This is a genomic window from Reichenbachiella sp. (assembly GCF_965233835.1).
GTDB lineage: Bacteria > Bacteroidota > Bacteroidia > Cytophagales > Cyclobacteriaceae > Reichenbachiella.
Genome location: NZ_OZ247585.1, coordinates 1166432 through 1190669, shown reverse-complemented (window position 1 = coordinate 1190669; position 24238 = coordinate 1166432). Strand labels below are relative to the sequence as shown.

The window sequence follows — 24238 nt, the reverse complement described above, 5'->3', positions numbered from 1 at the left end:
AATTTCAACAAAACTCAATTCTTTATTTAGAATCGTTCCAAACAATTTGCAAAACCGGAGATTGCCATCTAATTTTGTTTAGAATTAGTCTAAATAAAAATCATTGCTAGCGACTCGCACTTTTCTTGTTAATAACAACTACGTTTCCTTGATGGGGTGGAAGCAGATTATAAGTGATTCCAATCACTTTCACCTGATAGGAACTTCAGAGTCTTTAAAGGAAATTGCTCCCCTGGATGGAGCATCCAACCATCTCATTCTGGCAGACCTGTCAAAAGATGGAGACAAATCCCTACCTCAAATAGCACAACTTATCCTACAGCCCAACGTCGATGTTCTGCTCGTAGTAGATCTCGCCGATCACGCCTTGATACAAAAACTAAAAGAAATGGGTATCCGTGGTATACTCACCACTCACTGTGATGCCCAAGAAATCAAAACTGCACTGGAAAGCATTCGGCTAGGTAAGCGGTTTTATTGTGGAGATATTCTGGACGTACTTATCAAACCCCAAGCTCCGCAGAAAACCCAAAAATCCAATGAGATTCTTTCTGGTAGAGAGATTGAAGTCTTGGAATGGGTAGTGAAGGGGTTGACCACGCAGGAGATCGCAGAAGAGCTTAACGTAAGTACCCACACGATCAACTCCCATAGAAAAAACATGCTCAAAAAATTGGAGCTCACTTCACCGGTTGAATTGATTGTATATGCGGTGAAATCTGGCCTTGTTGACCTATAGCAAACTCTCCGATCAGTCACTAGCATTAGCTAGAAGCCTTCTCTTCGCTTACTACACCTAGTGAGCTAAATTTCCTTATCTCTAGCGATTGTGCAAGAGTCATAACTTATCAAATTTTGCATTGTTTAGAATCATTCTAAATAATGAAAGTTATGACACTACAAAAAACCTTACTACTTATACTGGCTTCTATCAGTATAGAAACACACGCCCAGTCCTTTCAGGTGCTGAGCAACGAGCTTCCCGTGCTAGGAGCCACGATAGTGGTATCTAACCTTCAAAACAACCATTCAGAGTTTTACATTTCAGATGAGCATGGATACGCTGACATTTCAGCAAACTATCCTTTTAGGGCTACCATCTCCCACCTCAACTATCAAACTCAAATTGATACTGTTTACAGTTCAAAGGAAGGAAAGAACTCTTGGAAACTTATTCCAAAAGAAATCCAACTGGAGGAGCTGGTAGTCACTGGTCAGTATACTCCACAATCCGTAAGAAACTCAGTATATCAGGTGCGAATACTTGATGAAACCAGGATAGAATCACAAGGCGCACAATCTCTTACAGAAGTGTTGGCCAATGAGCTCAACATTCGATTTAGTAGAGATAATGCCGTTGGCAATTCTTCTATCAGCCTCCAAGGCCTGAGCGGCCAAAACGTAAAAGTTCTACTTGATGGGGTGCCTATGGTTGGACGTAGTGGGGTTGGCAATGAGATTGATTTGGCGCAGATCAATGTAAATACCATCGAACGCATAGAAATAATAGAAGGCCCTATGGCTGTAAACTATGGCGCCGATGCCCTAGCTGGAGTCATCAATGTAATCTCCAAAAACAAACAGTCAACAAAATGGAATTTGGATTTGAGCATTCAAGAAGAAACAGTTGGTAGCGAGTATAGTATATTCGGTGAAGGTGTGCACAATCTATCTGCTTCAGGTCGATATCAATTCAATTCCAACTGGTCTGCACAAGCATCAACAAGAAGTCACAAATTTGGTGGATGGGGTGGCACTGGTCGAGACCATTTGTGGTATCCAAAAAATCAATTTTTTCAGTCCGGGCAAGTACAATTTGATGTTGCTAATTTTTCGATCTATTACCGTCTCGACTATCTCAGCGAAACTATAGAAAGCCTTGGGGTACCAGAGCAAGTAAATGTACAAGATGACCCTTACGCCTTTGACAAGGAATACCTCACTCATCGCTGGATGCATCAGATTCAATCCGAGCTTTCGATGGGTAAGGGTACTATGCACACTGTTGTCTCTTACACAGACTACAGTCGACACACCCATCGTTTCAAAGCCTTTCTCCTGGAAGGTGTGCCCAATGTCACCACTGCTAGCGGTCAGGATACCATAAAATTCCAAACTACTTTTTTTAGAAATGCACTAGATGATGTGGTACAGTGGGCATTGGGCAGTACCGAATGGCATACACAGTTCGGTGTAGATGGCACCCTTGAAACAGCCAACGGGAGCTCCCTAAGTACTGGTGACAAGGAAATGACAGACCTCGGTCTATTTGCCACTTCAGAGGTTGAAATTGGTACCAAACTAAAAGTACGGCCAGGAATCCGCCTGACTTACAATTCCATCTTTAATGCCAACCCCTCGGCCTCGATCAATCTCAAATATGACGTTACCAATCATACCCAATTGCGATTGAGTTATGGCCGGGGGTTTAGGGCTCCTTCTTTGCGAGAACTGTATCATGAGTTTATCGACGCCAATCACAACATTGTAGGCAACGATCAACTGGAACCGGAATATTCCAACAATATCAACGGAGACATCACTCATCAATTTGGCAACAGTGGCTGGGAGCTACAAACCAGCGGCTTCTATAACGATATCGACAACCGCATAAGCTATTTCACACCCGAAGGCACTAACCAGGCCACCACTTATACCAACATACATAAATTCAAAACGTTGGGAACAGCTGGTTACATTTCCTATCGTAGCCAGAAGTTTACATTAAAAACAGGTGCTTCTTATATAGGAAGATACCACCGACTTAGTGCGGAAGCCTCGGTACACAATGTTCCTCAATTCCTTTACTCACCAGAGTTTATCTCGCAGCTTGGTTACACCTTTTTTGGTGTAAAGCTTTCAGGTTTTTACAAGTTTGTCGGCCCAGGTAAGCAATATCTGTCAGTCGATCATGGCAACGGAGACAGCCACCCAGAACTACGACAAGTCGATGGCTATCAGTTACTCGACCTCACGCTCACCAAGACTTGGAAAGACGCCCTCACCATTGGAGTTGGGGCTAAAAATGTATTGGACCTCACGTCCGTCAACAATAACATCAGTTCTGGAGGAGCCCATAGCAGCAACAGCGATGGTCGCTCATCAGTGGCCTATGGGCGCTCCTTTTTTCTAAAGATCAATTACCAATTTTTTAATAAGTAAACCAATGAAAGATTTGAAATTAATTATCTACCTACTGGCTAGCCTCATCCTGTTGGGGGTGACGGCATGCGAAGAAGACGAAACCGCTCCAGTACGTGTCAACTTCTCCAACACCGAAACAGGTATATCTGACGAAGCTTCCTCGGCTGACATTGAAATCTCATTTTCCAGACCAGCAGAATCCGATGGCAATCTGTCCGTGCAAATCAAAAGTGCAAGCTTGGCCTATGGCGAAGATGCTGATTTCTTCACCAGCCCTGCCGCCTCAGATATGATTGCTACGGTACCCTTTGCTATAGGAGATGAGTCCGTGACTGTAACTATTTCGGCAGGTTCGGCACTCAACATTGACCAAGATGAATCTATTACACTCACCATCAGTAATGATACAGGTGTACTTGACCTTGGGGATCAGGTAACTTTTACAGTCGTATTTTCAGAAAATTTTGTAGTTCCCTCGGCAGAAATCAAGACTGACGTGGGAGGAGACGACCGTACACATCAGGTTTATATCGATTTGAGTTCTGGACAAACTACTCGAGTAGATCGCAATGACTTCGACCTTGTCTTAGAGTCTGCAGGTGATGGATTCAATATTCTCCTAAATGCAACCGCTGTCATGAACGCAAAAAAAACCGATCAAATAGACTTTACTAAAGTTAGCGAAGACGATACCGTAGGGCTGGATTTATCAGGGCTGATCGATCGAGCGGAAGAGGGTACAACATTTACCGGTGACTTTGCAGAAACAGTTTTCTACGAATGGGACAAAGAAAGTACCACTAGCCATGTGTACATCATTGACCGTGGAATTGATAAATATGGTGGACAAGATCGCGGTTGGAAAAAAGTACAAATAACTAAGAGTGGGACATCCTATACGGTTAGGTCTGCAGATTTAGATGGAACCAACGAAACTTCTTTCTCCATAAACAAGTCCAGTAATCAAAACTTCAAGTATGTACATTTCGGGAATGGCGAAGCTACGGTAGCACCCGAAGACGGCCAATGGGACTTAGTGCTTTCTACACTCTCACAAGTAGCCTTCTATGGTGGGCAATATTACGGCACGTACAATTCTCAAGCCGCCTTTCATAATTTCTATGGAGGTACACTTGTCGCTGTAATAAACACAGATGAAGTAGAAATTACCTATGAGGATTTAACAAAAGAGGCGGCAATTAGTGCACTGTCTGAAACAGAAGACGATTACAGTATCATCGGAACCAACTGGCGAGGTTTGGATGCCAATTATCAGATTGTAATCAACAGCAACTTAATCTACTGCTTTCAGGATATAGATGGCAACCTCTTCAAATTCCAGTTCACTGCTTACTACAACGGTGACAGTGAAGTTGGCCCATCATTTAAGTACGAGCACTTAAAATGAAAAATTTAAGAATTCTGATTTTAGTAACACGGATAGCCCTTGGTGGGCTATTCGTTTACGCTGGCCTTCAAAAATTTATCCCTAAACCACCTCGACCTGCTACAGAGCAGGGTGTGCAGTTGCCCGATCATGTGGTAAAAATAAAGGGTATGATCGGAGGGTTGAAAGGTACCGACTACTTCTGGCCTGTTTTGGGTGTGGCGGAGATCGTGTGCGGGCTATTGCTAATCAGTCAGGTCTATGCACTGCTGGGGGCTGTGATGCTTGTACCGCTTTCGTTAAACATATTTTTCTTCCACCTCTTCCTCGAACCTCATGAGGTGGGCGAATTGCTCATGACCGGATTCTACCTCTTGGTTAATCTAGCCTTGCTCGCCTACGACTACCCTAGACTGAAAACCACATTTTTAACTCAGCAGGCTACAGTTAATTAATTATTGAACCATTTATAAAAATATTAATACACAAATAAGTAAGTATAACTATGAAAAAAATAATCATCATTCTTTTGTTCCTTTCCACAGCGATAGCTTATGGACAAAAACAAAAAAAGCAAGATATAGAAGCAATCAAAGCCATGTGTGGCTGCTATGACATTCGATTCAACTTCGCTGAAACCTTTGCTCCAGATAAAGATTATGAGTTTCACAAAAACTACACTTCTGGTGCCTTGGAATATGTATTTCCTGTTTCGGAAACTAAAGACAAAGTTGTTCTTCAGCATCTTTTGGTGATTGGTGACACCATGATCATCAAACACTGGAGACAAGATTGGATATATGAAAACACAAATTTCTACGCCTTTGACAAGGAGAACACCTGGAAGTATATGTCTAAAAGTCCGTCGGAGGTAAAAGGTCAGTGGACTCAAAAAGTATATCAGGTAGATGATAGCCCACGCTATGAAGGTACTGCCACCTGGGTGCATGTGGATGGCAAGCACTACTGGGAGAGCAAGGCAGATGCGCCATTACCGAGAAGGGAATTTAGCAAACGCAAGGACTACAACGTAATGACAAGGACCAACCGTCAAGAAATCACTGACTACGGCTGGGTGCATGAGCAAGACAACAACAAGATCATTAGGAGTGACAAGGGCGATGTTCTTTTGGCACAAGAAAAGGGCTGGAACACCTATGCCAAAACAGACGATTCGAAGTGTGAAGTAGCTAAAAAATGGTGGGATAAAAACCAAGCGTATTGGGCCGATGTTCGCCTAGTCTGGGATGAGTTGTTTGCTCAAAAAAAGACGGTGGCCATTAATATGAAAGTGGATGATAAGATCATGTTTCAAAGATTATTTGCACTGGAAAAAGAAATGATCAATATTCAGCCTTACGACGCTGAGCAATCTCAAACTAAAATTAAAGCGGTGATTCAAAAACACCTGAAGAGCGATCAAATGCTTACTTCATTGAAGTAAATCTCAAGAGGGCGTCATTGTACGCCCTTCTTTTACCCACTCTATGAAAAATTGTGATCCAAATATTCTTTCCCATGGGCCTAATTTCAGTATTACGAACTGTGCCTGCTGTAGGCGAATAGGCCTCTATTATAAAAACCTTCTCATTGGCTATACCCACAAAAACTTCAACAAGTTTGTGGAAAATTATTCTAAGATTGATTTTGAGGATCATGCCGTATACTTCCCTGATGAGTCGGCCAGAATCATCATCAAAACTCCACATAAAGACATTCAAATTAATCTTGATTTTCAAGAGTTTACAGAACTCAGGGGAATTCTTCAGGAAAGTAAGCTGCTACTAGAGGTGTATGACCTAATCAAGTCCTAAATACTGAAGGGAAATGACTCATGTATTTATTCTTGATCTCACTGTACTTGTGCATTCTCGAGCTGAGTAGTAAAATAACCACTTGACCAGTTGACCATCCCAATAGCTCTACCATATTCGGCTTCTAGGTTAACTAGTTTCATTTCGGCAGCGATCTTTTTGTTTTCCCGGCTATTCACCAAGAATACAGAACTCTCTCCATTTTGGAATTTTGTTCTTTCTCCCTCTAATAGTCTCTGATAGTTTTGGACGATTCTTCGCTGTTCTTCTAGCATTTCGAGAAGCACAATAATTTTACCGTAGGATTGAAATACCTTGTTGGTAACTATACGCGATTTACTAGTCAACTTTAAACCACCTTCTTCCAGCTTAATCTTAGCCTGTTTGAGTTTTGCACGCTCTTTCCTAATCAATAATGGAAAACTAAATTCAAATCCGCCCTTGTAATTATTACTTAGGCCTGCCATAGACTCATCTGAAGAGTTTCCACTAGCCATCAGGAAATTGTAATTCAGATTCAGTACTGGTTTGATATTTTCCGCTGCCAGTTTTCTGTCTAACTCTAAGGAAAGTAAGTCTGCCTGCATTGCATTTAGATCCGGATGATTGGATACGGCAAAATTGATATACTCATCCACCACCAGTACTTCCTGTTTCTGCCAGGCAGTATCGGGGTGTGCGGCAAATATTTGGGTAGTGTCCCAAACAAAGTTCTCCATTTGGAGTGTTGCATTTTGATAATTCAATCGAGATTTATTTACCTCATTTTTCCAGCTTTGCACTTGGATAAGTGCCTCCACCGAATCTATGGCCGCTTTATCTCCATTTACTACTGACTCTCTTATTCCCTGGTATCTCTCACTGATCAAATCCAAACTTTCTTGAGCTACCCTCATTTTTTGATAAGTTTCAAACCAATTCCAATACACATAATTTGCATCGAGTAGCAGATTATTATAAACAGCATTAGCCTGACTCGTAAGGTTCTGTTGTTCAGCCATTCCTTTTTTCAAATTAATGTTTCGACTATTGTGAATCAAACCTTGTCCAATAGGTACACTTACTCCTGCATAGTAAAGGCCATCTGTAGGAACAGTGTGCTCTGGATTCAAAAATTGTCCACTGTTTCTTTCATAGCCGGCTTTCAAATCCACATTGATCACCGTAGGCACTTTTACATAGCTGTCCCATACATCGTAGTAGTCCTTGCCTTGAAACTGTTTGGTTTGATACTCAGAAATCAATTTCGGATCAAACGCCCCCCTAGCCTGACTCACCACCAAGTCACCTCTATCAAGGATTAATTTAGCTTGTTTGGCCATCGGATGATGACTGCGAACTATTTCATAAAATTCAGACAAGCTCAATTGACCAAGCGTATCTTGCTGAGCAAAGACTTGTATTTGCCAAAGGCATAAAGCGCATATGATAAGGAGCCTATTCATACTTCACTCCTTTAGGTTTTTTTTCTACTACATCTCCTTTCATATAGAAATCAGGAGGGAATCCATTGAGGTTTCGCCATAACTCGTACCATACTGGAACATTGTTCAATAGCGCAATTCCATAAGCACCACTTCCGAGTCTTAGGAGCGTAGGCCATTCCACATCTTCTTCATCCGGAGCAACAAGAACTCTAAAAGTACCATCTCTGGCTACTTTATCGTATGCCACTATTTTCCCACCAAACGTACCGAATGAAACATCCGGCCAACCATTAAACACAAGGGCGGGCCAGCCATCGAATTGTAGACGTACCTTTCTGCCCTCTCGGATCAAAGGCAAATCCAATGGTCTCACATGTAGCTCCACTGCCATCTCTGTTCTCTCAGGCACAAAGGTGAATATTTGCTCTCCTTCTTTTAAAATCTCACCAATACCTGATTTGGTAGCTTTGGTGACATAACCATTTTGAGGTGCCAGAATGTAATAGAAGCTTGATCGCTTGGCATAACTCTCCTGCTTGATGGAAAGCTTATTATACTCGCTCTCTGCCTCCATTTCTCCAGATAGTGCAGACATCTTATCCGACCGAGCTTTGGCAATTTTTTCGCGGTATTCGTTTTCCACCGTGCTTAATCCCAATTCAGCATTTAAATACTGACTTTGACTGGCCAACCATTTGTTTTCCGCAGATATTTTTTTGTTGATCGATTCTTGAAGTTTCTGTCGTTTGCCTTCCAGTTCCGTCAATGACTTTAATCCTTGATCATATAACTTCTGCTGTCGATCAAATTGTCTTTGGGCAATTTCCAAATTCATTAAACTGGTTTGAAAATCAATGCTATCAGATTTGAGCTTCAACGCGGACTGTTCCAAATAATTTTGAGCTTGTTTTTGCTTCAAATTTCTGTTGCGCAACAATGCAGCTATCTGCTGATCCAGTGCCTTACCTTTATCCGCATAGGCCTCTTTGGATGCTTTTTTTGCACTTGCTTGATTTCTGGTTTTGCCCACAAGATCAGGGTCCAAGTACTCAGTTTTCATTTCTGAAATATGAAGAATGGTGTCTCCTTTGGCGACTAACTGTCCTTCTCTGACATACCATTTTTCAATTCTACCAGAGATGACGGAATTGATGGCTTGCTCACGCCCATCAGGACTCAAGGTTATGAGTGTTCCTCTTGCTCTTATATTTTGCGTCCAAGGCAGAAATAACCCAATAATGATCAGACCGAAAATACCGCAAAGCAGGAATACAAACTTTCGGGTGGCATGAGATGACATAACCTCCTGATACGATGAAACATCCTTCAATATCTCATCTCTATCCATTGGATTGTTTGAAATATTCAGCATAATTATTTCTTCGTTTTAGATTTAGTTATTGAAGGAGATATATCCACTATTTTTCCGTATTCGAGTGTAACTATCCTATCACAGTTTTGTAAGACAAGTGGATCATTGGTCACCGTCATTAGTGTCCAATCTTGTTCCTTACTGGTAAGAATTTCGCTTATTCGTTTTCTGTCCTCAAAATCCAAACCTTGTAAGGCATTGTCCATCACCACAATTTTGGGACTTTCTGCTAATGTCCTGGCCAATATCAATTTCTGTTTGACACTATCCGTCAAACCTTGCCCTTCCGGACTAATCATGGTGGCAAGGCCTTTTGGCAAGTTTTTTAAGAAGTCATTGAGACCTACCTGATCAATAGCTCGAAGGATGTCTTCTACTGACACATCATCTTTCCCCACAGAAATATTTTGCGCCAATGTGCCATGAAACAAATCCTGTAACCCCAAATTATCTCCTACTACCGATCTAAAACTCGTGATGTCAATATCCGCGAATGGAATACCATTAAACAAAATTGACCCTTCGTAGTTGTGATAAAGTCCGGATATGACTGATATCAGCGTGGTTTTTCCTGATTCATTATTGCCTGTGATGGCTATTTTTTCACCAGCTTTGACGTGCAGATTAATTTTATCTAATGCACGCTTACCTCCTTCCTCGAAAGTGTAGGACAAATTTGAAAGTTCTACTGATACCCCCTTATTGTTCGAAATTTCAGAAAGAGACAGCCCTCCTTCTTTTTCCAAAGGAATATCTGAAACTTGACCCAATTTTTCTAAACCAGTCAGTACGTCGTAGACAGTTTCCATAGTCAGAATTAATTTTTCAGCCGAACTTAGTACCAAAAGAATAATAATCTCTGAAGCCACAAACTGTCCCAAGTTTATCTCCTGGTTGATCACCAAAATACTTCCTAATATCAACAGACCTCCAGTTATTATTGTCTTGAAGGCGACGATATTGGAAAATTGAAAAATCAGGACTTTGAAGTGCTGCTTTCTGTACTTCAAATAATTGGCCACGTATTCGTTGGTTTTCTCAACAGGAAGTGCCGTTTCTCCAGCTAGTTTAAATGTTCCCATTACCCTGGCCAGCTCTTCAAGCCAGTGAGCCACCTGATACTTGTACTTGGACTCCAGAATACTGGTTTTCAGTCCTTTTGGCCCACTGAGGTAAAATATTAGAACCATTAGGCCTACAAGTAAAAACCCGAAAAACACAAAAAATGGATGATACATTGAAAGTAAAATCAATCCGAATAAAATCTGTAGCGTAGAACTTGAAAAATCAATCAAAATCTTAGGGAGACCTTTCTGGACATTTAATGTGTCAAAGAATCTATTCATCAATTCCGGCGGATAAAAACTTGTTACAGATTCCATCCTAAACCTTGGGATACGATAAGCAAATTCAAAAGACGCCCGGGTGAAAATTCTTCGCTGAAGTAATTCCGTCAGAGACAATTGTAAAATTTGAATGACTCCCGAGGCAGCCACACCTACTACCACAATAAAAATTAACAGCCCCCAGGAAGCTGAAAACTCGGCACTAATCACAAAAGCAATAATGGCCTGTACACCCAGAGGTAAGGATAGATTTATTAATCCATTGAATATCGCATAAGCATAGATGATGAATATCTCTCGCCTATCCAGCGATAGCATATTGAATAGCCTCATCAACGGAGAGAGCTTGATCTTTTCGGCTACAAACTTACTTTCTATCATATCACTATATTCGAATTAATTTTTAAAACTGATCTGACGGTATGTTTAATAAAATCTGCACTTTGTTTCTCTAAAAGCCCATTGCCATTAGCCTCTAATTCTGTAAGTGAAGGCAAATGATGCGCAAAAAAAGTCTGCTGATGTGACGCTTCTAATATGGTACTCACCAGTGCCTTAGGGTATTGATAGTTAGGATTTAGATCTTGAACAATAGAAGTGATTTTTCCGCAGAGTTTTTTATATCCCATAAAAAGCCCTTTTCTATTGATTTCATCCACTTGTCTATTGAGGTAGGTCTTTTCCGACTCATTATCAATCACTCTTCGAAGTTGAGAAATATTGAGCTCAGGTAGATCCAATACATCTGGCAATTCGTAGGAATGACAGATTATATCAATTACTCGGTCTAGTTTCACTGACCGCTCCTTGATATGGTGCGTCTCAAATTCTATAACATACTCTAACCACGACCAGTAGTAGGTAGATAAATAGACTAGAAATTTATGCTTGTTTTTAAAATAGCGATAAATAGATGCTTCTGTTGAGTCAATGCTGTTGGCTAGTTTTTTGAACGTGAACTCTTCAAAGCCCAAGTCATTCAACATGGCTAAGCCTTCACTCACTATTCTTCGTCCCAAATCAGACGAATGTGGATCCTTCTTAAAATACTTATCCGCAAGAACTATTGTTATACTTGACATTATAATAGTATTACTATCAAGAACAAAAGTAGTAATATTAAATTTTGATCCATTCCGTATTTATACGGATTATTTAGTCGTGAAAAGTGCGTTGAAACTGGCAAGATTGATTTCGCACATAATTGGGTATTTAGAGATAATTACCAATCTTAGTATAATTATATTTAATTCCTGTTAAATTTATATTTCATCAGTGCAGCTATTATGAAAGGATTCATAAATATTCTATTACTTCTTGCCTTATCATTTACTTCATGTCGCTCATATGAGGAAGGGGTAAAAGAAGGCCTGGAAAGAGGGAAAGCCGAGGGCCTCGCTTTAGGGCGAGAAGAGGGTTTTGAAAGTGGTTTTGAGGCCGGTCAACTGCAAGGCGCAGAAGAGGGTCATGAAGAAGGACATGCTAAGGGACATGAAAAAGGCTATGAAGCTGGTTTTACCCAAGGCAAAAAGACAGGTTACCAAGCTGGCTATGAAGCCGGAAAAAAAAGAGGATATGAAGAATGCAGAATGGGATGGTAAGTCTCACATATTCTTCGACCAAGCGCTAAATAATGCCTCTTGATCTGCCGTCAGTGTACTCATTTTCGAAAAGCTGAAATCTGACTCATCGTACTCAATGCCAATTTTATTATAATACCCCTGAATAGGTAGCATTTCTGTTCCCTTGATGTAATCATTGATAAATGTCTCTATCTCCGGGTACGTCATTGCTACCACAGTATCAAAAAAGCCTTCCTCAGAAAATGCTTTACTTGGGCCAAATGTATCTATCAATTCCAGCACAACTTCTCGCATGCCTTTAGTCCCTCCTGACAACTCCAACAAGCGAATATCAAGTAAACTAACCACAAAGGCACCTCGATTATAGATGTTACCAAACTGCCCACCGCCATAAGTGCTATATGCTTCTGAACCAATTTGTTGTAAGCTAAAGTCTGGATCGAACTTAGCATCAATAGACAATTTCGTTTGAAGCTGACCGAGCAAGACATTCAAATGCATAGATCCGTTTCTGTACTGCATGAAATCCGAAGCCCATTCCGTCACTCCTTCATACAACCACAGGTGCTGTGATGGTGTAGGGGTCGCAAAATTAAAGTCAGCAATAATTTCACTATGGATATTCAGAGGAGTAACGACATGAAAAAATTCGTGTGCAGAAATACTCTTGATACCACTAGCATAGCTTGCGCTATAGGGAGCATCCTGCAACACATAAACCGAACTTTTGGAATGTTCTAGTGCCCCCGCGTGGACATCACCAAAATGGTATAGGAAATCATATCTATCCGTAGGCAAAACTTCCAAAAATGCTTCTGCGTCAAGTAAAATTTGATTTACATCAGACAAGATCTCTGTCGCATTCATATGACCACCTTCTGAATAAACATACACGTTGATATCTGCTCCTCCTACTTCGGTGGAGGCACTGGTCATCTCTCCAACTAATATGGGAGAGTCTGCTAAATGATCAAAGTCTGTGGCTCTATAGACATCGGCACTCAGCTCGGGTAACGCTGTACCAACGGTCCAATTCTCTGGATATGATAGAGACACATAATAATCGCGTTCTTTTAAACCTACAGGATATCCTATAACCATTGGCGTATTAAGAAGTACGTGATCGTTTTCAATCGATGTACCTGCCATGGCATAAATAGGGTATTCAGAAACCTGAGTGTCAAATGTTTCCTTTACTTCATAAGTGATTTTATGTGCAGAAGCAGGGTCTGCTATTTCCCATTGGTTAGTAGCAGAAGGACCGCTGGAAATCTCAATGCCATCCTCATCAAATACTTGAAGGTTATCAACAAAACGTCCTACATTAGAAATGTCATAGGTTCCAGGAACCGTAGCTGCAAACTGGATGATATTATTATCACTCGTCAAGCCATCCACATACATTTCAACTTTAAAAGTATCACCAGACCGATCATTCAGATTGACATGAACATAAAACGCGTCAGACAAATCTGCATCCATAGGCAAAACGAAGCTGGGATCAACGCTGTCGTCACAAGAGGAAATAAACCAAAAAGAAAGTAGTGCTAAAATTCTAACCCTTGTAGTCATATCAAATTCAGTTAATGTGTATGTAAATAAACGATATTCTTATGGAATACCCTTATTCTCCTAGGCCTCCTTATAAAAGCCTCCTCTATTTTCTGTTCGCGCTTGGGACTGCTTTACAATTAGATAAGCGATGGTAATCAAGTTACGTAGTTCAGACAGTTGCGGCGATATTTTTGTTTTTTTATACAGGTCCTCTGTTTCTTCATAAAGAACCTTTAGTCGATTTGAAGCTCGATTGAGTCTTTCGTTGGATCGTACAATTCCTACATAATTGCTCATGATGGCTTGCACTTCCTTCTTGTTGTGGGTGATTAGAATCAACTCCTTTGGATTTGTTGTTCCTTCTTCGCTCCAGTCAGGTACCTTAGCATTTTCTAAAACACCCTCCACTTCTTCACATGATTTTTCATAGCAGCGATGTGCAAAAATCAAAGCCTCCAAGAGACTATTCGACGCTAATCTGTTCGCTCCGTGGAGTCCGGTACAGGCACATTCTCCACAGGCATACAAGTTGGCAATTTGTGTTTGACCAAAAGCATTGGTCACCACCCCGCCACATAAATAGTGGGCTGCAGGTACTACTGGGATCATATCCTTCTTCCAATCTATACCTAGCTCTTTGCACTTTTGAATGATATTCGGAAAGTGATTTTCAAAACCCACAGGGTCTAGATGACGACAGTCTAGATAGACGTAGTCATCTCCACTTTTCTTTAACTCGCTATCGATAGCTCTTGAAACAATATCACGAGAAGCTAACTCCTTTCTCTCATCATATTTTTCCATGAAAAGTTTGCCCTTCCTATTGCGCAATAAGGCTCCAAACCCACGTACAGCCTCCGAAATCAAAAAGGTTTGCCCAGGTCTTGTGTCGTACAATGCCGTAGGGTGAAACTGAACAAACTCCATGTGTTTGATCAAGGCTTTTGCCCGGTAAGCCATCGCCACTCCGTCCCCGGTAGCTACTTTTGGATTGGTAGTATTCTGATAAACCTGACCTATACCCCCGCTAGCCAAAAGGACAATCTTAGAAAGATAGGTTTCAATTTTTCCCGTTTTTTCATCCAAGACATACGCGCCATAGCACTCATTATCTTCTCTTCCTTTCCATTCCCGGATATGGTGATTCGTGATCAAATCAACGGCGAAATGATGGCTAAGCAAACTGATATTATCACATTGATTAACCTGATCGAGCAGTGTTTCTTCCAGTTCGTAACCCGTAATGTCTTTGTGATGTAAAATTCGATTTTGGGAGTGGCCTCCTTCTCTCCCCAGATCAAAATCACCTAGGTTGTTTTTGTCAAATTCTGCCCCCCAGTTCAGCAATTCCTTCAACCGGTCTGGTGCTTCTTTCACCACCATTTCTACAATGTCACGGTCACAGAGACCATCACCTGCTATAAGTGTATCTTCGATATGTTGCTCATATGAATCCGTCACTGTATCTATCACCACGGCCATTCCTCCTTGAGCATATTTGGTATTGGACTCATTAGCCGCCGCTTTGGTAACGATGGCAACAGTTTTTGCAGGAAATCGCTTGGCGACCTTTAAAGCATAAGTCAATCCCGCCAGGCCAGAGCCAATGATAAGAAAATCGTGTTTGACCATTAATTACTTCGACAACTCAAACATACGCTCTAATGGAACAAGCGCTTTTTTTCTTATTTCTTCCGGTACGTCGATTTCTGGGGTTTCTTTTTTTAAACAAAGGTACAATTTCTCTAAAGTATTCATTTTCATGAAATGACATTCGCTGCAAGCACAAGTGTTGTCCTCTTTGGCCGGGGCCGGGATAAGCGTTTTATTCGGCACACGTTTTTGCATTTCATGCAGGATGCCTGCTTCTGTTGCTACTATAAACTCTTCCGCATCATCCTCTTGCACAAAGTTGAGCAGTTTCTCCGTAGAACCCACAAAAGAAGCCACTCTTAATACTTGCTGCTGAGATTCTGGATGAGCAATAAATTTTGCTTGTGGGTTTTCTTTGTGCAGGTCCAAAATCTTATCCATCGCAAACGCCTCATGTACCATACATGCACCATCCCAAAGCACCATATCACGGCCTGTTTGATGGATCAGGTATTCTCCCAAATTTCGATCCGGAGCACAGATGATTTTCTGATCCTTAGGAACCGAATTGATAATATCTACCGCATTGGATGAGGTACATATGATGTCACTCATGGCCTTGATCTCGGCCGTACAATTGATATAAGTGATCACAATGTGGTCTGGGTGTGCCTCCACAAATTCTTTGAAAGGCCCAGCTGGAGCCGACTCTGCCAAAGAACAGCCAGCATTTACATCTGGAAGGATCACCTTTTTTGTTGGGTTAATAATCTTGGCGGTTTCAGCCATGAAATGTACTCCTGCGAATACGATGATATCAGCATCGGTTTCCGCTGCTTTCCTTGAGAGACCTAAACTATCTCCAACAAAATCCGCTATATCTTGAATGTCAGCCTCCTGATAGTAGTGAGCCAACAAAACGGCATTTTTTTCTTTCTTAAGTCTTACAATTTCTTCCAGATACTCTGCTCTGGTCTTTGGTACTAATTCCAATTGCTCCATGGCTCGAAATGCTTTCTTTCAACCAATGAAATGGTCAGAAAGCTCATTATTTACTTGAAAGTGCAAATTTAATGTAAATCGTGGGGTTCAGCGAAAACGTCCCCAAAAATAAACTTTGCAGTCACAACGAATTTTTGAGGTACTCGGCTAATTTTTTTCAATATCTTTAGAAGTTAAATATTCAAACCAGCGACTCAATCATAAAAACTAAAACGTAAACAATGTCTGCGCTAAACTCTGTTAAAACGCCTGACCTGGCCAAAATCACTTATTTATTGATTAGCACCGTGGCCGTGGTTATGATTCTTTCTTATTCTGAACAGTATGTCATCCCATTCATTGTGGCTATGCTGGTATGGTTTATTATTCATGAAGCCCGCGAATATTTAGTAAGAATTCCTATCGTAAAAGACAGAGTACCTGTTTGGGTGCAGAGTATGTTTTCCTTCCTGTTTATGAACGTCATACTTTTTGTAGTAGGAAAATTACTTTACGCGAGCATGTCTCATCTTTCTGAGAATCTAGATGAATATCAAGCCAATTTACTTTTAGCACTAGAAGAATTAGATGGGTTGGCAGGCATCAATGTTTCTTCACAACTTATAGACTACGTGACAAATGCTGATTTGACACAGTACATCAGCATGATGATTGATACAGCCACCACTCTTTTTGGGGACGCTTTTTTGATTTTGATTTATATTATTTTCTTGCTCATAGAAGAAACGGTTTTTGATAAAAAAATGGAGGCTTTTTATCCAAACGACGAGACGCGCAAGAAGAAATTTAGCTTGCTCAACAAGATGGACCGAAATATTGGTCAATACCTGCTACTGAAAACTTTTGTGAGTTTTATTACTGGCTTACTGAGTTATGTGGTACTTTTTCTGTTCGACATTGATTCCCCCTTCTTTTGGGCCATGCTGATTTTTGTATTGAATTACATTCCGACGGTGGGGTCGTTGATTGCTACGCTATTTCCTGCCTTTTTTGCGATTTTGCAATTTGGTGAGTTAGCACCTTTCGTCTACATATTAGTTTCTGTGGGAGTTATTCAGGTTGTTGTTGGTAACATCATCGAACCCAAAATGATGGGAAATTCGCTCAATATGAGTTCATTGGTGGTTGTGCTGTCGTTAACCATTTGGGGAGCCATCTGGGGTATCATGGGAATGATCTTGAGTGTACCCATTACGGTAATGATGATCATTGTTTGTGAAGAAATACCAAGCCTGAGATTTGTAGCAGTGGCACTATCGGAAAGTGGGAACTTAAGCACAGACCCAACAGTTACTGATAATACTGAAGATTCAACCGAAGATTAATTTCGATTGATCGAATAAAAACCTGTATTGAACTAAGAAATTTTAGCAATACAAAACAACTGTTAATTTCGAACTATGGAAAAAAGAATATTAGGGCTTGTCTTATTGTTCATCATTGGGCTGATGGTGGATAAACAAGTGCTGGCTCAAGGCTGCAGTGATGCCGGTTTCTGTACCATGGGTGCGATGAAGCCAGATCAAGCCTATAACAAAAAAGTAAAACTGAAATTAAGAACCATTGAACTCAGTTACTACTATGGTGAAACCACAACTTCACCTATTGTACAAGTAGCCAATTTGGATGCTTCTTTTTCCATTACACAAAATCTGGGGTTTCAAATAAAGGTTCCTTACCAATGGGTCAATGGCAATTTTGACAATACAGCAGGTATGGGAGACATCTCTCTCAGCGCCACACAGCGCCTCAAAAGCACAGAAAAATATGATCTGAATGCGACCTTAGGAATGAAAATACCCAGCAATGATGCCAACCTAAAAGATAGTGGCTCAAAACACCCTGAGGCAGAGGGTTTATCGCTTCCGATGTATTATCAAACCAGTTTGGGAAGTTATGATATAGTGGCTGGTGCTTCTTTGATTAACTCAAAATGGCTCGTGGCTACCGGTATTCAGATGGCGCTCACCGCCAATGGAAATGAATTTTGGCGTGGTGAATGGCAGTCACCAGTCTATCCAGATTTTGACTACGTGCTCACCTATGACAACGCCACCAAGCTAAAACGAGGCACAGACATTATGCTACGTGTTGAAAGAAATTTTCGATTTTCCAACTACAGTTTCAACGTAGGACTGCTTCCGATTTATAGAATCACTAAAGATCAAATTGCAGACAGAGACACTGGCGAGTATATGAAATTAGAAGGGACTACAGGGTTGGCGCTGACTCTATTGACCAGCTTTACCTATAATTTTGATGTGACGAATAGCCTAAAATTATCCTATGGACATAAGATCACAGATAGGGATGTAAACCCGGACGGTTTGACTAGAGTACAAGTATTTATTGTCGCTTATGGATTTAGATTTTAGAAACATGAGAAGAAAAATTTCTGGCTTACTCCTTTTTGCTTGCTTGTCCTTTACCTCTTCTGTTGCCCAGCAATTAGAGTATAACGAACAATATCAAAAAGCCGAAGCGCTTTTTGAATCTGGCGACTACAATGAAGCTCTTGACCAATATGAGACTGTTTTTGAAGGTCTATCTGGGATGTCAGCCAATCAATGCCAACTGAGAATTGCTGAAGTCAATACACGTCTAGGCAATGCCAAAGTAGGCCTAAATATGTGTAATGAGATTGAGTCAAAGTTGTCTGCGAATACTTTGCTCCTTGCAGAAAACTACAGTGTAAAGGGAGGCGCCTATCTTCATTTGGGTCAAAACGGTGAGGCGATTGAATATTTATTGAAAGCCCAAGATCTATTTGAAACAGCAGGAGTAGAAGCCTCGAAAGAAAAGGCCACATGCTACAACGATCTGGGCATCGCCTACTGGAACAATGGCAACACAGACCTGTCTCTACAATACCTACAAAATGCACTGAACCTTCGTGAAGAACTGTATGGTCAAAAACACCCTGCCGTTGCTGACACCTATAATAATATTGGTTTGGTAAATACAGATGTCAATGGCTTTGCTGCAGTTATTTATTTCAATAATGCACTGAAAATATATCAGGAGTTGTATCACGAAAATCACCCTAAAGTGGCTTTGACCCTCAACAACTTGGCACTACAATATGATGCCCAAGATGACTACCCCAAGGCCCTCGAAAGTTTAAATCGTGTCTCTGATATTTGGGATAATTTGCATGAGGGTGATCACCCCAGCAAAGCTTTTGTGGCCTTCAGTATTGGTAATGTGTACTACCACCAGCAAGAATTCGAAGAAGCCATCAAATACCAAGACCAGGCTTTAGAAATGTATATAAGGTTATACGGACCCAAGCATCCTGAAATCGCCAACATCTACAATCTGAAAGGTGACATTTATCAAAAACAAGGTGCGTATAAAATGGCCGTGGAAACCATACAGAAAGCCATCTATGCCAATTTATCCGACCAAGAACTTACGGATATCTACCAGAACCCTAAACTTGAAAACTACTACAACGCGGACATTTTACTTAGCTCTTTGCAACAAAAAGCGGATGCTTTTGAGACCTATCATTTCAACAAAACACTGAAATTTAGGGACCTTACCGCAGCGCTGAACACGCTGGAAAAGGCCGATGAGTTGGTCAGTCACATTCGCCAAATCAGATTGAGTGAAAAGGATAAAATTTCGTTGAGTGCGAAAGCTTCTGAAATATATGAAGCAGGTGTTTCTCTTTCCTACCAAATGAGCAAAGTAGTGCTCAAACCAAAAGTATATTTAGAAAAGGCTTTCTACTTTGCTGAGAAAAGCAAATCAGCCGTTTTGCTTTCTGCTATTCAAGACACCAATGCTAAAGAGTTTTCGGGCATTCCGTCCGAATTGATATCAAAAGAGAGTGAATTGAAGTCTGGCATTGTTTTGCAAGAACAAAAATTGGCCACCAATCAAGAGCCTGATAAGGAAGCCGGCCTAAAACAAGAATTGCTTTCACTTAATAATGCTTACAACGAATTCGTACGTCAACTTGAAGCTGATTACCCTAACTACTATAACTTAAAATTTAATGTAGAACACATCGGACTAGCCGAACTGCAGGTTGCCTTGGGCACCAATACGGCTTTAGTGACACATTTCATTACGGACACAAGAATTTTCACATTCTATGTCACCAATGAAGATTTTCGAGTATTCAATGAAGCCAAAGCAGACGACTTTGACAAACAAATTCTTGGGCTTAGGAATTCGATGAAATACGACGTCAAAAAATCGTTTCTATCCACCTCTCAGCGATTATACGCTGAACTATTTCCGATGAAAATAAAAAGTAACATCAACCAGCTTTTGATTATTCCTGAAGGCGGGCTGTCTACCATACCTTTTGAAGCGCTGGTGACAGATGCCAAACTTGAAGGAGATATTGATTATGGTCAAATGCCATTTTTAATCAAAAAGTATAACGTCAGCTACGACAACTCGGCCACACTTTTCGCTCAGCGAAAAAAGGAAATAGATGCTTACCAGGGTGAAACAGAAGATATTTTGTTGGTTGCACCCATCAATTTTAGCAGTCAAAAATATCAGGGATTATCGGGTAGGTTAAGTGACCTACCAGGCTCCAAAGCAGAAATAGATGAGATAAAGTATCTGTTCAAAGCCAACAGTAGAAAAGCGAATCTGCTCGTGGAGTCTGACGCCACAAAAAGCAACATTGCCAATGATGATATTAAGCAGTACAAATACATTCATTTTGCCACCCATGGTATGGTGAATGAATCTGAGCCTAATCTTTCAAGAATTTTCTTGCAAGACGGCAGCCTCTACTCTGGAGACATCTACAACATCGACATTAACGCAGACTTGGTGTGTTTGAGTGCCTGTGAAACAGGGTTAGGTAAGATATCAAAAGGTGAAGGAATCATTGGATTATCTAGAGCGCTGCTCTACGCTGGCGCCAAAAATTTGGTGGTTTCGCTTTGGACCGTATCCGACGCCTCAACATCACAATTGATGATTGATTTTTACAACAACCACCTATATTCTTCCACATACAACACGTTCAGCGGAGCGTTACGCATGGCCAAACTTTCATTGATCAATGATGAAAAATACAGCAAACCCTACTATTGGGCACCGTTTGTATTAATCGGTGAGTAAAGGGTAGAAGTCATTCTCGACCTGACCGGATTCAGGACCAATAGTCAAATATTCCACCAGTGTTTCGTCACCTGTGCTTTCCATTGGGCCTTCTAGAAGTTCACCTGAGGTCACACCAGCGGCTGCAAAAACCGCCCAATCTGACTTGACCAAATCCTTTAGCATCAAGACTCGATCAATGTTTGCACCCTCAGCTAAAAGGCCGGTTCTCTCCTCTTCCTGCTGAGGAGCCAGCTGCCCCTGCATATCGCCACCTAATGCCAAAACGGCCGCTGCCGTTATCACTGCTTCTGGTGCACCGCCAATGCCCATCAAGGCATCAACATCGCTATCTGGCAAAAGTGCCAATACTGACCCGATCACATCACCTTCGGCATGCAGATCAACAGTTGCTCCACAGTCCTCAATTTGTTTTCTGAGTTCGATATGGCGAGGTTTGTCCAAGACATAAACTACCAACTCCTCCACCTTTTTACCACTAGCCTCGGCAATTGATTTCAAGTTTTCACTTACGGATTTTGTAATATCTATAGCCCCTTTGGCCGTTTCCCCTACTACTATTTTATTCATGTAATAGGCACTACCAGCATCCCAAAAAGCGCCTTGATCTGTCGCAGCCACCACCGCTATGGCATTAGGCTTACCCTCAGCCATTAGTGCTGTCCCTTCTACAGGGTCTACGGCTATATCTAATTTCGGACCTTCACCATTTCCCAACTTTTCACCGACATAGAGCATGGGGGCTTCGTCTTTTTCCCCTTCACCTACTCTTACAACGGCATCCATATGAGCCTGTTCAAAAGCGCTGCGCATAGCATCCACAGCAGCCTGATCTCCAGCCTCCTTTTCTCCCGTTCCAACGAATTCTTTAGCCGCCGCTGCGGCGCTGCAGACTACCTTCTTCAAGTCTTCAACTAATTGCTCTTGCTCTGTCATGCGACAAAACTAAAGTGCCTAAACGATTCCAAATAAGATTTCAATATTTATCTCTATTTCGATTAATTTAGAACATGAGCAATTCCTTAATAACCACAGAAATAAAAAATCACGTCCTCCACATCGCACTCAGCAGGGCCGAAAAGATGAATGCCTTTTCCTATGCCATGCTGCAAGAATTGTCAGACGCTTATACCTTGTTGGAGTCTGATCCTGAATTACGATGCGGAGTCCTGTATGCCGAAGGTGATCATTTTACTGCCGGGTTAGATTTAGCAGATGTATCTAAACACATACAGCAAGGTGCTAAATTGTTTGAAGAAGGGAAAATAGATCCCCTGCAGATATTCGACAAAAAAAGGACGAAGCCGGTAGTTATAGCTGTGCAAGGCACGTGCCTCACCATAGGCATCGAAATGATCTTGGCGAATGATATCTGCATAGCAGGCCATGACAGTAAATTTGGTCAGATAGAAGTCAAACGAGGCATCCTTGCCTTTGGAGGAGCTACCATCCGGTTTCAACAAAGATGCGGCTGGGGTAATGCCATGAAGTACTTACTAACAGGTGATATGTTTGATGCACAGGAAGCGCTAAGGATTGGGCTTGTTCAAACACTCAGTGATGATCCGACCCATGAAGCGATTGAGGTCGCAGAAAGAATTGCTAAACAAGCACCTCTAGCAGTACAAGCTACTTTAGATAGCGCCAAAACAGCCATTCTCGACGGAAGTCATAAAGCAGAACAAGGACTAATGCCTGCCCTTCACCACCTCATGCAAACTGAAGATGCCAAGGAAGGATTGCTGTCATTTTTGGAAAGAAGGGAGGCGAATTTTAAAGGAAAGTAAAATGAAAGGAATCGATATCACCAGGCCAGACAAACTCTTACTCCAAGGCATAAAAACTTTAGGCGCTCTAGGACAAAACTTATATTCAGATAAAAAATCTGAAGCCAAAGCGAAGGCTCAGCTCACCTTTATTGGCAAAAAGAAAATGGAGTCGGTACAGAGTCAACTCTATCAGTTTGATGCCAAAAATTTGACGCTTGAAAATGACTTGGATGAATTTGACTTCTTGAAAAAAGCGCAAGGTCATAATATTTCGTGGCTCAACTTTCATGGGGTGCACGATGTAGAATTGCTCAAAAAAGTGGGAAACTCTATTAATCTGGATCGACTGACCATTAGACAAATATTAGATACCACCCAACGTCCGAAGGTAGAGGAATATGACGATCATTTGTTTTTTAGTGTGAAATCAATTGCCAAACAAGAAGAAGAAATTGAAGTTGAACAACTGTCTTTTGTGTTGGGGTCACACTATGTAGTCTCCTTTCAAGAAGAAGTAGGCGATCATTTCGAAGGCATTCGAAACAAACTTAATGAGGGACTGGGATTCATTCGAAAGCGCTCGAGCGACTATCTGCTGGCACAGCTACTGGATGCCATTCTGGACAACTATTTCGAGACCATAGACCAAACCAATGAAGCCATCTCCTTCATAGAAAAAGTGGTAATCGATGATCCGGATAAATCTACGCTTATTGTTCTGGAGAAGCACAAACAAAATGCTCAGATTATTAAAAAGGCATTAAGCCCATTTAAAGAAGCCTTGACCAACCTGATGAATGGAGACAGCAAATTCATTCATGCCAACAATCTCAAATATTTTAGAGATTTGGGCAACTCTGCGGTGGCGGCAATGGAAGAAATAGAAGCTACGCTTCGAACCTTAGAAGGTCTGACCAACATCTGCTTTGCTTCCCAAAGCCAAAAAATGAATGAGACTATGAAAGTGCTTACCACAGTGGCAACCATCTTTATTCCACTCACTTTCATTGCAGGCATCTACGGCATGAACTTCGACAACATGCCAGAGCTCCATCATCCCAATGGTTACTTCTATACTTGGGGTGTGATGGGCGTTATTTTTGTGGTGATGTTGATTTATTTTAAAGTTAGAAAATGGATCTAACCTTGAAGT

General features: G+C 41.3%; 20 protein-coding genes. 12 read left to right on the top strand and 8 right to left on the bottom strand.

Annotated features, from left to right (window positions below):
• Positions 1–103 precede the first annotated feature (103 nt).
• The 6 genes from ACO6S2_RS05095 (at position 104) to ACO6S2_RS05070 (ending at position 6345) form a co-directional block, all read left to right on the top strand.
• Positions 104–739: a response regulator transcription factor gene (locus tag ACO6S2_RS05095; RefSeq protein ID WP_422361439.1), complete on the top strand. Its 636-nt coding sequence runs from the start codon at positions 104–106 to the stop codon at positions 737–739.
• A 152-nt stretch (positions 740–891) separates the two neighbouring features.
• Positions 892–3162: a TonB-dependent receptor plug domain-containing protein gene (locus ACO6S2_RS05090; protein ID WP_422361438.1), complete on the top strand. Its 2271-nt coding sequence runs from the start codon at positions 892–894 to the stop codon at positions 3160–3162.
• A 4-nt stretch (positions 3163–3166) separates the two neighbouring features.
• Entirely contained in the window at positions 3167–4552 is a 1386-nt protein-coding gene (locus ACO6S2_RS05085; protein WP_422361437.1) for an HmuY family protein, read from the top strand.
• Complete coding sequence (locus ACO6S2_RS05080; RefSeq protein ID WP_422361436.1) at positions 4549–4986, top strand: DoxX family membrane protein; 438 nt, start codon at positions 4549–4551, stop codon at positions 4984–4986. Before ACO6S2_RS05085 ends, ACO6S2_RS05080 begins: the two co-directional genes overlap by 4 nt.
• Positions 4987–5036: 50 nt before the next feature.
• Positions 5037–5975 carry a DUF6607 family protein gene (locus ACO6S2_RS05075; protein ID WP_422361435.1) on the top strand — a complete coding sequence of 313 codons (939 nt, stop codon included), beginning with the start codon at positions 5037–5039 and terminating at the stop codon, positions 5973–5975.
• Between the two features lie 43 nt (positions 5976–6018).
• Positions 6019–6345, top strand: coding sequence for a DUF6686 family protein (locus ACO6S2_RS05070; RefSeq protein ID WP_422361434.1), 327 nt, complete (start codon positions 6019–6021; stop codon positions 6343–6345).
• 38 nt (positions 6346–6383) lie between these two features.
• Here ACO6S2_RS05070 and ACO6S2_RS05065 read toward each other — a convergent pair whose 3' ends face one another.
• From ACO6S2_RS05065 to ACO6S2_RS05050, 4 genes are read right to left on the bottom strand one after another with little or no spacing between them, the layout of a single operon-like run.
• A complete protein-coding gene (locus tag ACO6S2_RS05065; protein ID WP_422361433.1) occupies positions 6384–7790 on the bottom strand; it encodes a TolC family protein in 1407 nt (468 codons plus the stop codon).
• Positions 7783–9144, bottom strand: coding sequence for an HlyD family secretion protein (locus ACO6S2_RS05060; RefSeq protein ID WP_422361432.1), 1362 nt, complete (start codon positions 9142–9144; stop codon positions 7783–7785). The genes ACO6S2_RS05065 and ACO6S2_RS05060 overlap by 8 nt, the downstream gene beginning before the upstream one ends.
• A 2-nt stretch (positions 9145–9146) precedes the next feature.
• Positions 9147–10871, bottom strand: coding sequence for a peptidase domain-containing ABC transporter (locus tag ACO6S2_RS05055; protein WP_422361431.1), 1725 nt, complete (start codon positions 10869–10871; stop codon positions 9147–9149).
• Entirely contained in the window at positions 10868–11572 is a 705-nt protein-coding gene (locus ACO6S2_RS05050; RefSeq protein ID WP_422361430.1) for a TetR/AcrR family transcriptional regulator, read from the bottom strand. Before ACO6S2_RS05050 ends, ACO6S2_RS05055 begins: the two co-directional genes overlap by 4 nt.
• Positions 11573–11776: 204 nt before the next feature.
• On the opposite strand from ACO6S2_RS05050, the gene ACO6S2_RS05045 reads away from it, so the two are divergent.
• Complete coding sequence (locus ACO6S2_RS05045) at positions 11777–12091, top strand: Yae1 family protein (RefSeq protein ID WP_422361429.1); 315 nt, start codon at positions 11777–11779, stop codon at positions 12089–12091.
• Positions 12092–12094: 3 nt separating this feature from the next.
• Here the strand turns inward: ACO6S2_RS05045 and ACO6S2_RS05040 are convergent, their stop codons facing one another.
• The 3 genes from ACO6S2_RS05040 to nadA are packed head-to-tail and all read right to left on the bottom strand — an operon-like array spanning position 12095 to position 16222.
• The gene (locus ACO6S2_RS05040) at positions 12095–13645 is read right to left on the bottom strand and encodes a peptidase (protein ID WP_422361428.1); all 1551 of its coding nucleotides are present in this window, start codon (positions 13643–13645) and stop codon (positions 12095–12097) included.
• 60 nt (positions 13646–13705) lie between these two features.
• Entirely contained in the window at positions 13706–15259 is a 1554-nt protein-coding gene (gene nadB / locus ACO6S2_RS05035) for an L-aspartate oxidase (RefSeq protein WP_422361427.1), read from the bottom strand.
• Positions 15260–15262: 3 nt separating this feature from the next.
• Positions 15263–16222 (bottom strand): quinolinate synthase NadA, encoded by a 960-nt coding sequence (nadA, locus tag ACO6S2_RS05030; protein ID WP_422361426.1) that lies wholly within the window; start codon positions 16220–16222, stop codon positions 15263–15265.
• A gap of 221 nt (positions 16223–16443) precedes the next feature.
• Here nadA and ACO6S2_RS05025 point away from each other — a divergent pair, with 221 nt between their 5' ends.
• The 3 genes from ACO6S2_RS05025 (at position 16444) to ACO6S2_RS05015 (ending at position 21316) form a co-directional block, all read left to right on the top strand.
• Complete coding sequence (locus ACO6S2_RS05025; protein ID WP_422361425.1) at positions 16444–17547, top strand: AI-2E family transporter; 1104 nt, start codon at positions 16444–16446, stop codon at positions 17545–17547.
• Between the two features lie 75 nt (positions 17548–17622).
• Positions 17623–18597, top strand: coding sequence for a hypothetical protein (locus ACO6S2_RS05020; protein WP_422361424.1), 975 nt, complete (start codon positions 17623–17625; stop codon positions 18595–18597).
• Positions 18598–18601: 4 nt separating this feature from the next.
• On the top strand, positions 18602–21316 hold the full coding sequence (locus tag ACO6S2_RS05015; protein ID WP_422361423.1) for a CHAT domain-containing protein: 2715 nt from the start codon (positions 18602–18604) through the stop codon (positions 21314–21316).
• Here the strand turns inward: ACO6S2_RS05015 and glpX are convergent.
• On the bottom strand, positions 21302–22252 hold the full coding sequence (gene glpX / locus ACO6S2_RS05010; RefSeq protein ID WP_422361422.1) for a class II fructose-bisphosphatase: 951 nt from the start codon (positions 22250–22252) through the stop codon (positions 21302–21304). The two genes, ACO6S2_RS05015 and glpX, sit on opposite strands and share 15 nt — an antisense overlap.
• Before the next feature lie 74 nt (positions 22253–22326).
• On the opposite strand from glpX, the gene ACO6S2_RS05005 reads away from it, so the two are divergent.
• Both ACO6S2_RS05005 and corA read left to right on the top strand, forming a co-directional pair.
• Positions 22327–23103, top strand: coding sequence for a crotonase/enoyl-CoA hydratase family protein (locus ACO6S2_RS05005; protein WP_422361421.1), 777 nt, complete (start codon positions 22327–22329; stop codon positions 23101–23103).
• 1 nt (position 23104) lies between these two features.
• Positions 23105–24229 (top strand): magnesium/cobalt transporter CorA, encoded by a 1125-nt coding sequence (gene corA / locus ACO6S2_RS05000; protein ID WP_422361420.1) that lies wholly within the window; start codon positions 23105–23107, stop codon positions 24227–24229.
• Positions 24230–24238 lie beyond the last annotated feature (9 nt).

Bases quoted from the DNA above. Each gene is read 5' to 3' on its own strand.
- ACO6S2_RS05055 (WP_422361431.1), bottom strand. From the start codon at position 10,871: ATGATAGAAAGTAAGTTTGTAGCCGAAAAGATCAAGCTCTCTCCGTTG.
- ACO6S2_RS05045 (WP_422361429.1), top strand. From the start codon at position 11,777: ATGAAAGGATTCATAAATATTCTATTACTTCTTGCCTTATCATTTACT.
- nadB (WP_422361427.1), bottom strand. From the start codon at position 15,259: ATGGTCAAACACGATTTTCTTATCATTGGCTCTGGCCTGGCGGGATTG.
- ACO6S2_RS05075 (WP_422361435.1), top strand. From the start codon at position 5,037: ATGAAAAAAATAATCATCATTCTTTTGTTCCTTTCCACAGCGATAGCT.
- ACO6S2_RS05025 (WP_422361425.1), top strand. From the start codon at position 16,444: ATGTCTGCGCTAAACTCTGTTAAAACGCCTGACCTGGCCAAAATCACT.
- ACO6S2_RS05015 (WP_422361423.1), top strand. From the start codon at position 18,602: ATGAGAAGAAAAATTTCTGGCTTACTCCTTTTTGCTTGCTTGTCCTTT.
- nadA (WP_422361426.1), bottom strand. From the start codon at position 16,222: ATGGAGCAATTGGAATTAGTACCAAAGACCAGAGCAGAGTATCTGGAA.
- ACO6S2_RS05090 (WP_422361438.1), top strand. From the start codon at position 892: ATGACACTACAAAAAACCTTACTACTTATACTGGCTTCTATCAGTATA.
- glpX (WP_422361422.1), bottom strand. From the start codon at position 22,252: ATGACAGAGCAAGAGCAATTAGTTGAAGACTTGAAGAAGGTAGTCTGC.
- corA (WP_422361420.1), top strand. From the start codon at position 23,105: ATGAAAGGAATCGATATCACCAGGCCAGACAAACTCTTACTCCAAGGC.
- ACO6S2_RS05005 (WP_422361421.1), top strand. From the start codon at position 22,327: ATGAGCAATTCCTTAATAACCACAGAAATAAAAAATCACGTCCTCCAC.
- ACO6S2_RS05060 (WP_422361432.1), bottom strand. From the start codon at position 9,144: ATGCTGAATATTTCAAACAATCCAATGGATAGAGATGAGATATTGAAG.
- ACO6S2_RS05085 (WP_422361437.1), top strand. From the start codon at position 3,167: ATGAAAGATTTGAAATTAATTATCTACCTACTGGCTAGCCTCATCCTG.
- ACO6S2_RS05080 (WP_422361436.1), top strand. From the start codon at position 4,549: ATGAAAAATTTAAGAATTCTGATTTTAGTAACACGGATAGCCCTTGGT.
- ACO6S2_RS05065 (WP_422361433.1), bottom strand. From the start codon at position 7,790: ATGAATAGGCTCCTTATCATATGCGCTTTATGCCTTTGGCAAATACAA.
- ACO6S2_RS05070 (WP_422361434.1), top strand. From the start codon at position 6,019: ATGAAAAATTGTGATCCAAATATTCTTTCCCATGGGCCTAATTTCAGT.
- ACO6S2_RS05040 (WP_422361428.1), bottom strand. From the start codon at position 13,645: ATGACTACAAGGGTTAGAATTTTAGCACTACTTTCTTTTTGGTTTATT.
- ACO6S2_RS05050 (WP_422361430.1), bottom strand. From the start codon at position 11,572: ATGTCAAGTATAACAATAGTTCTTGCGGATAAGTATTTTAAGAAGGAT.
- ACO6S2_RS05020 (WP_422361424.1), top strand. From the start codon at position 17,623: ATGGAAAAAAGAATATTAGGGCTTGTCTTATTGTTCATCATTGGGCTG.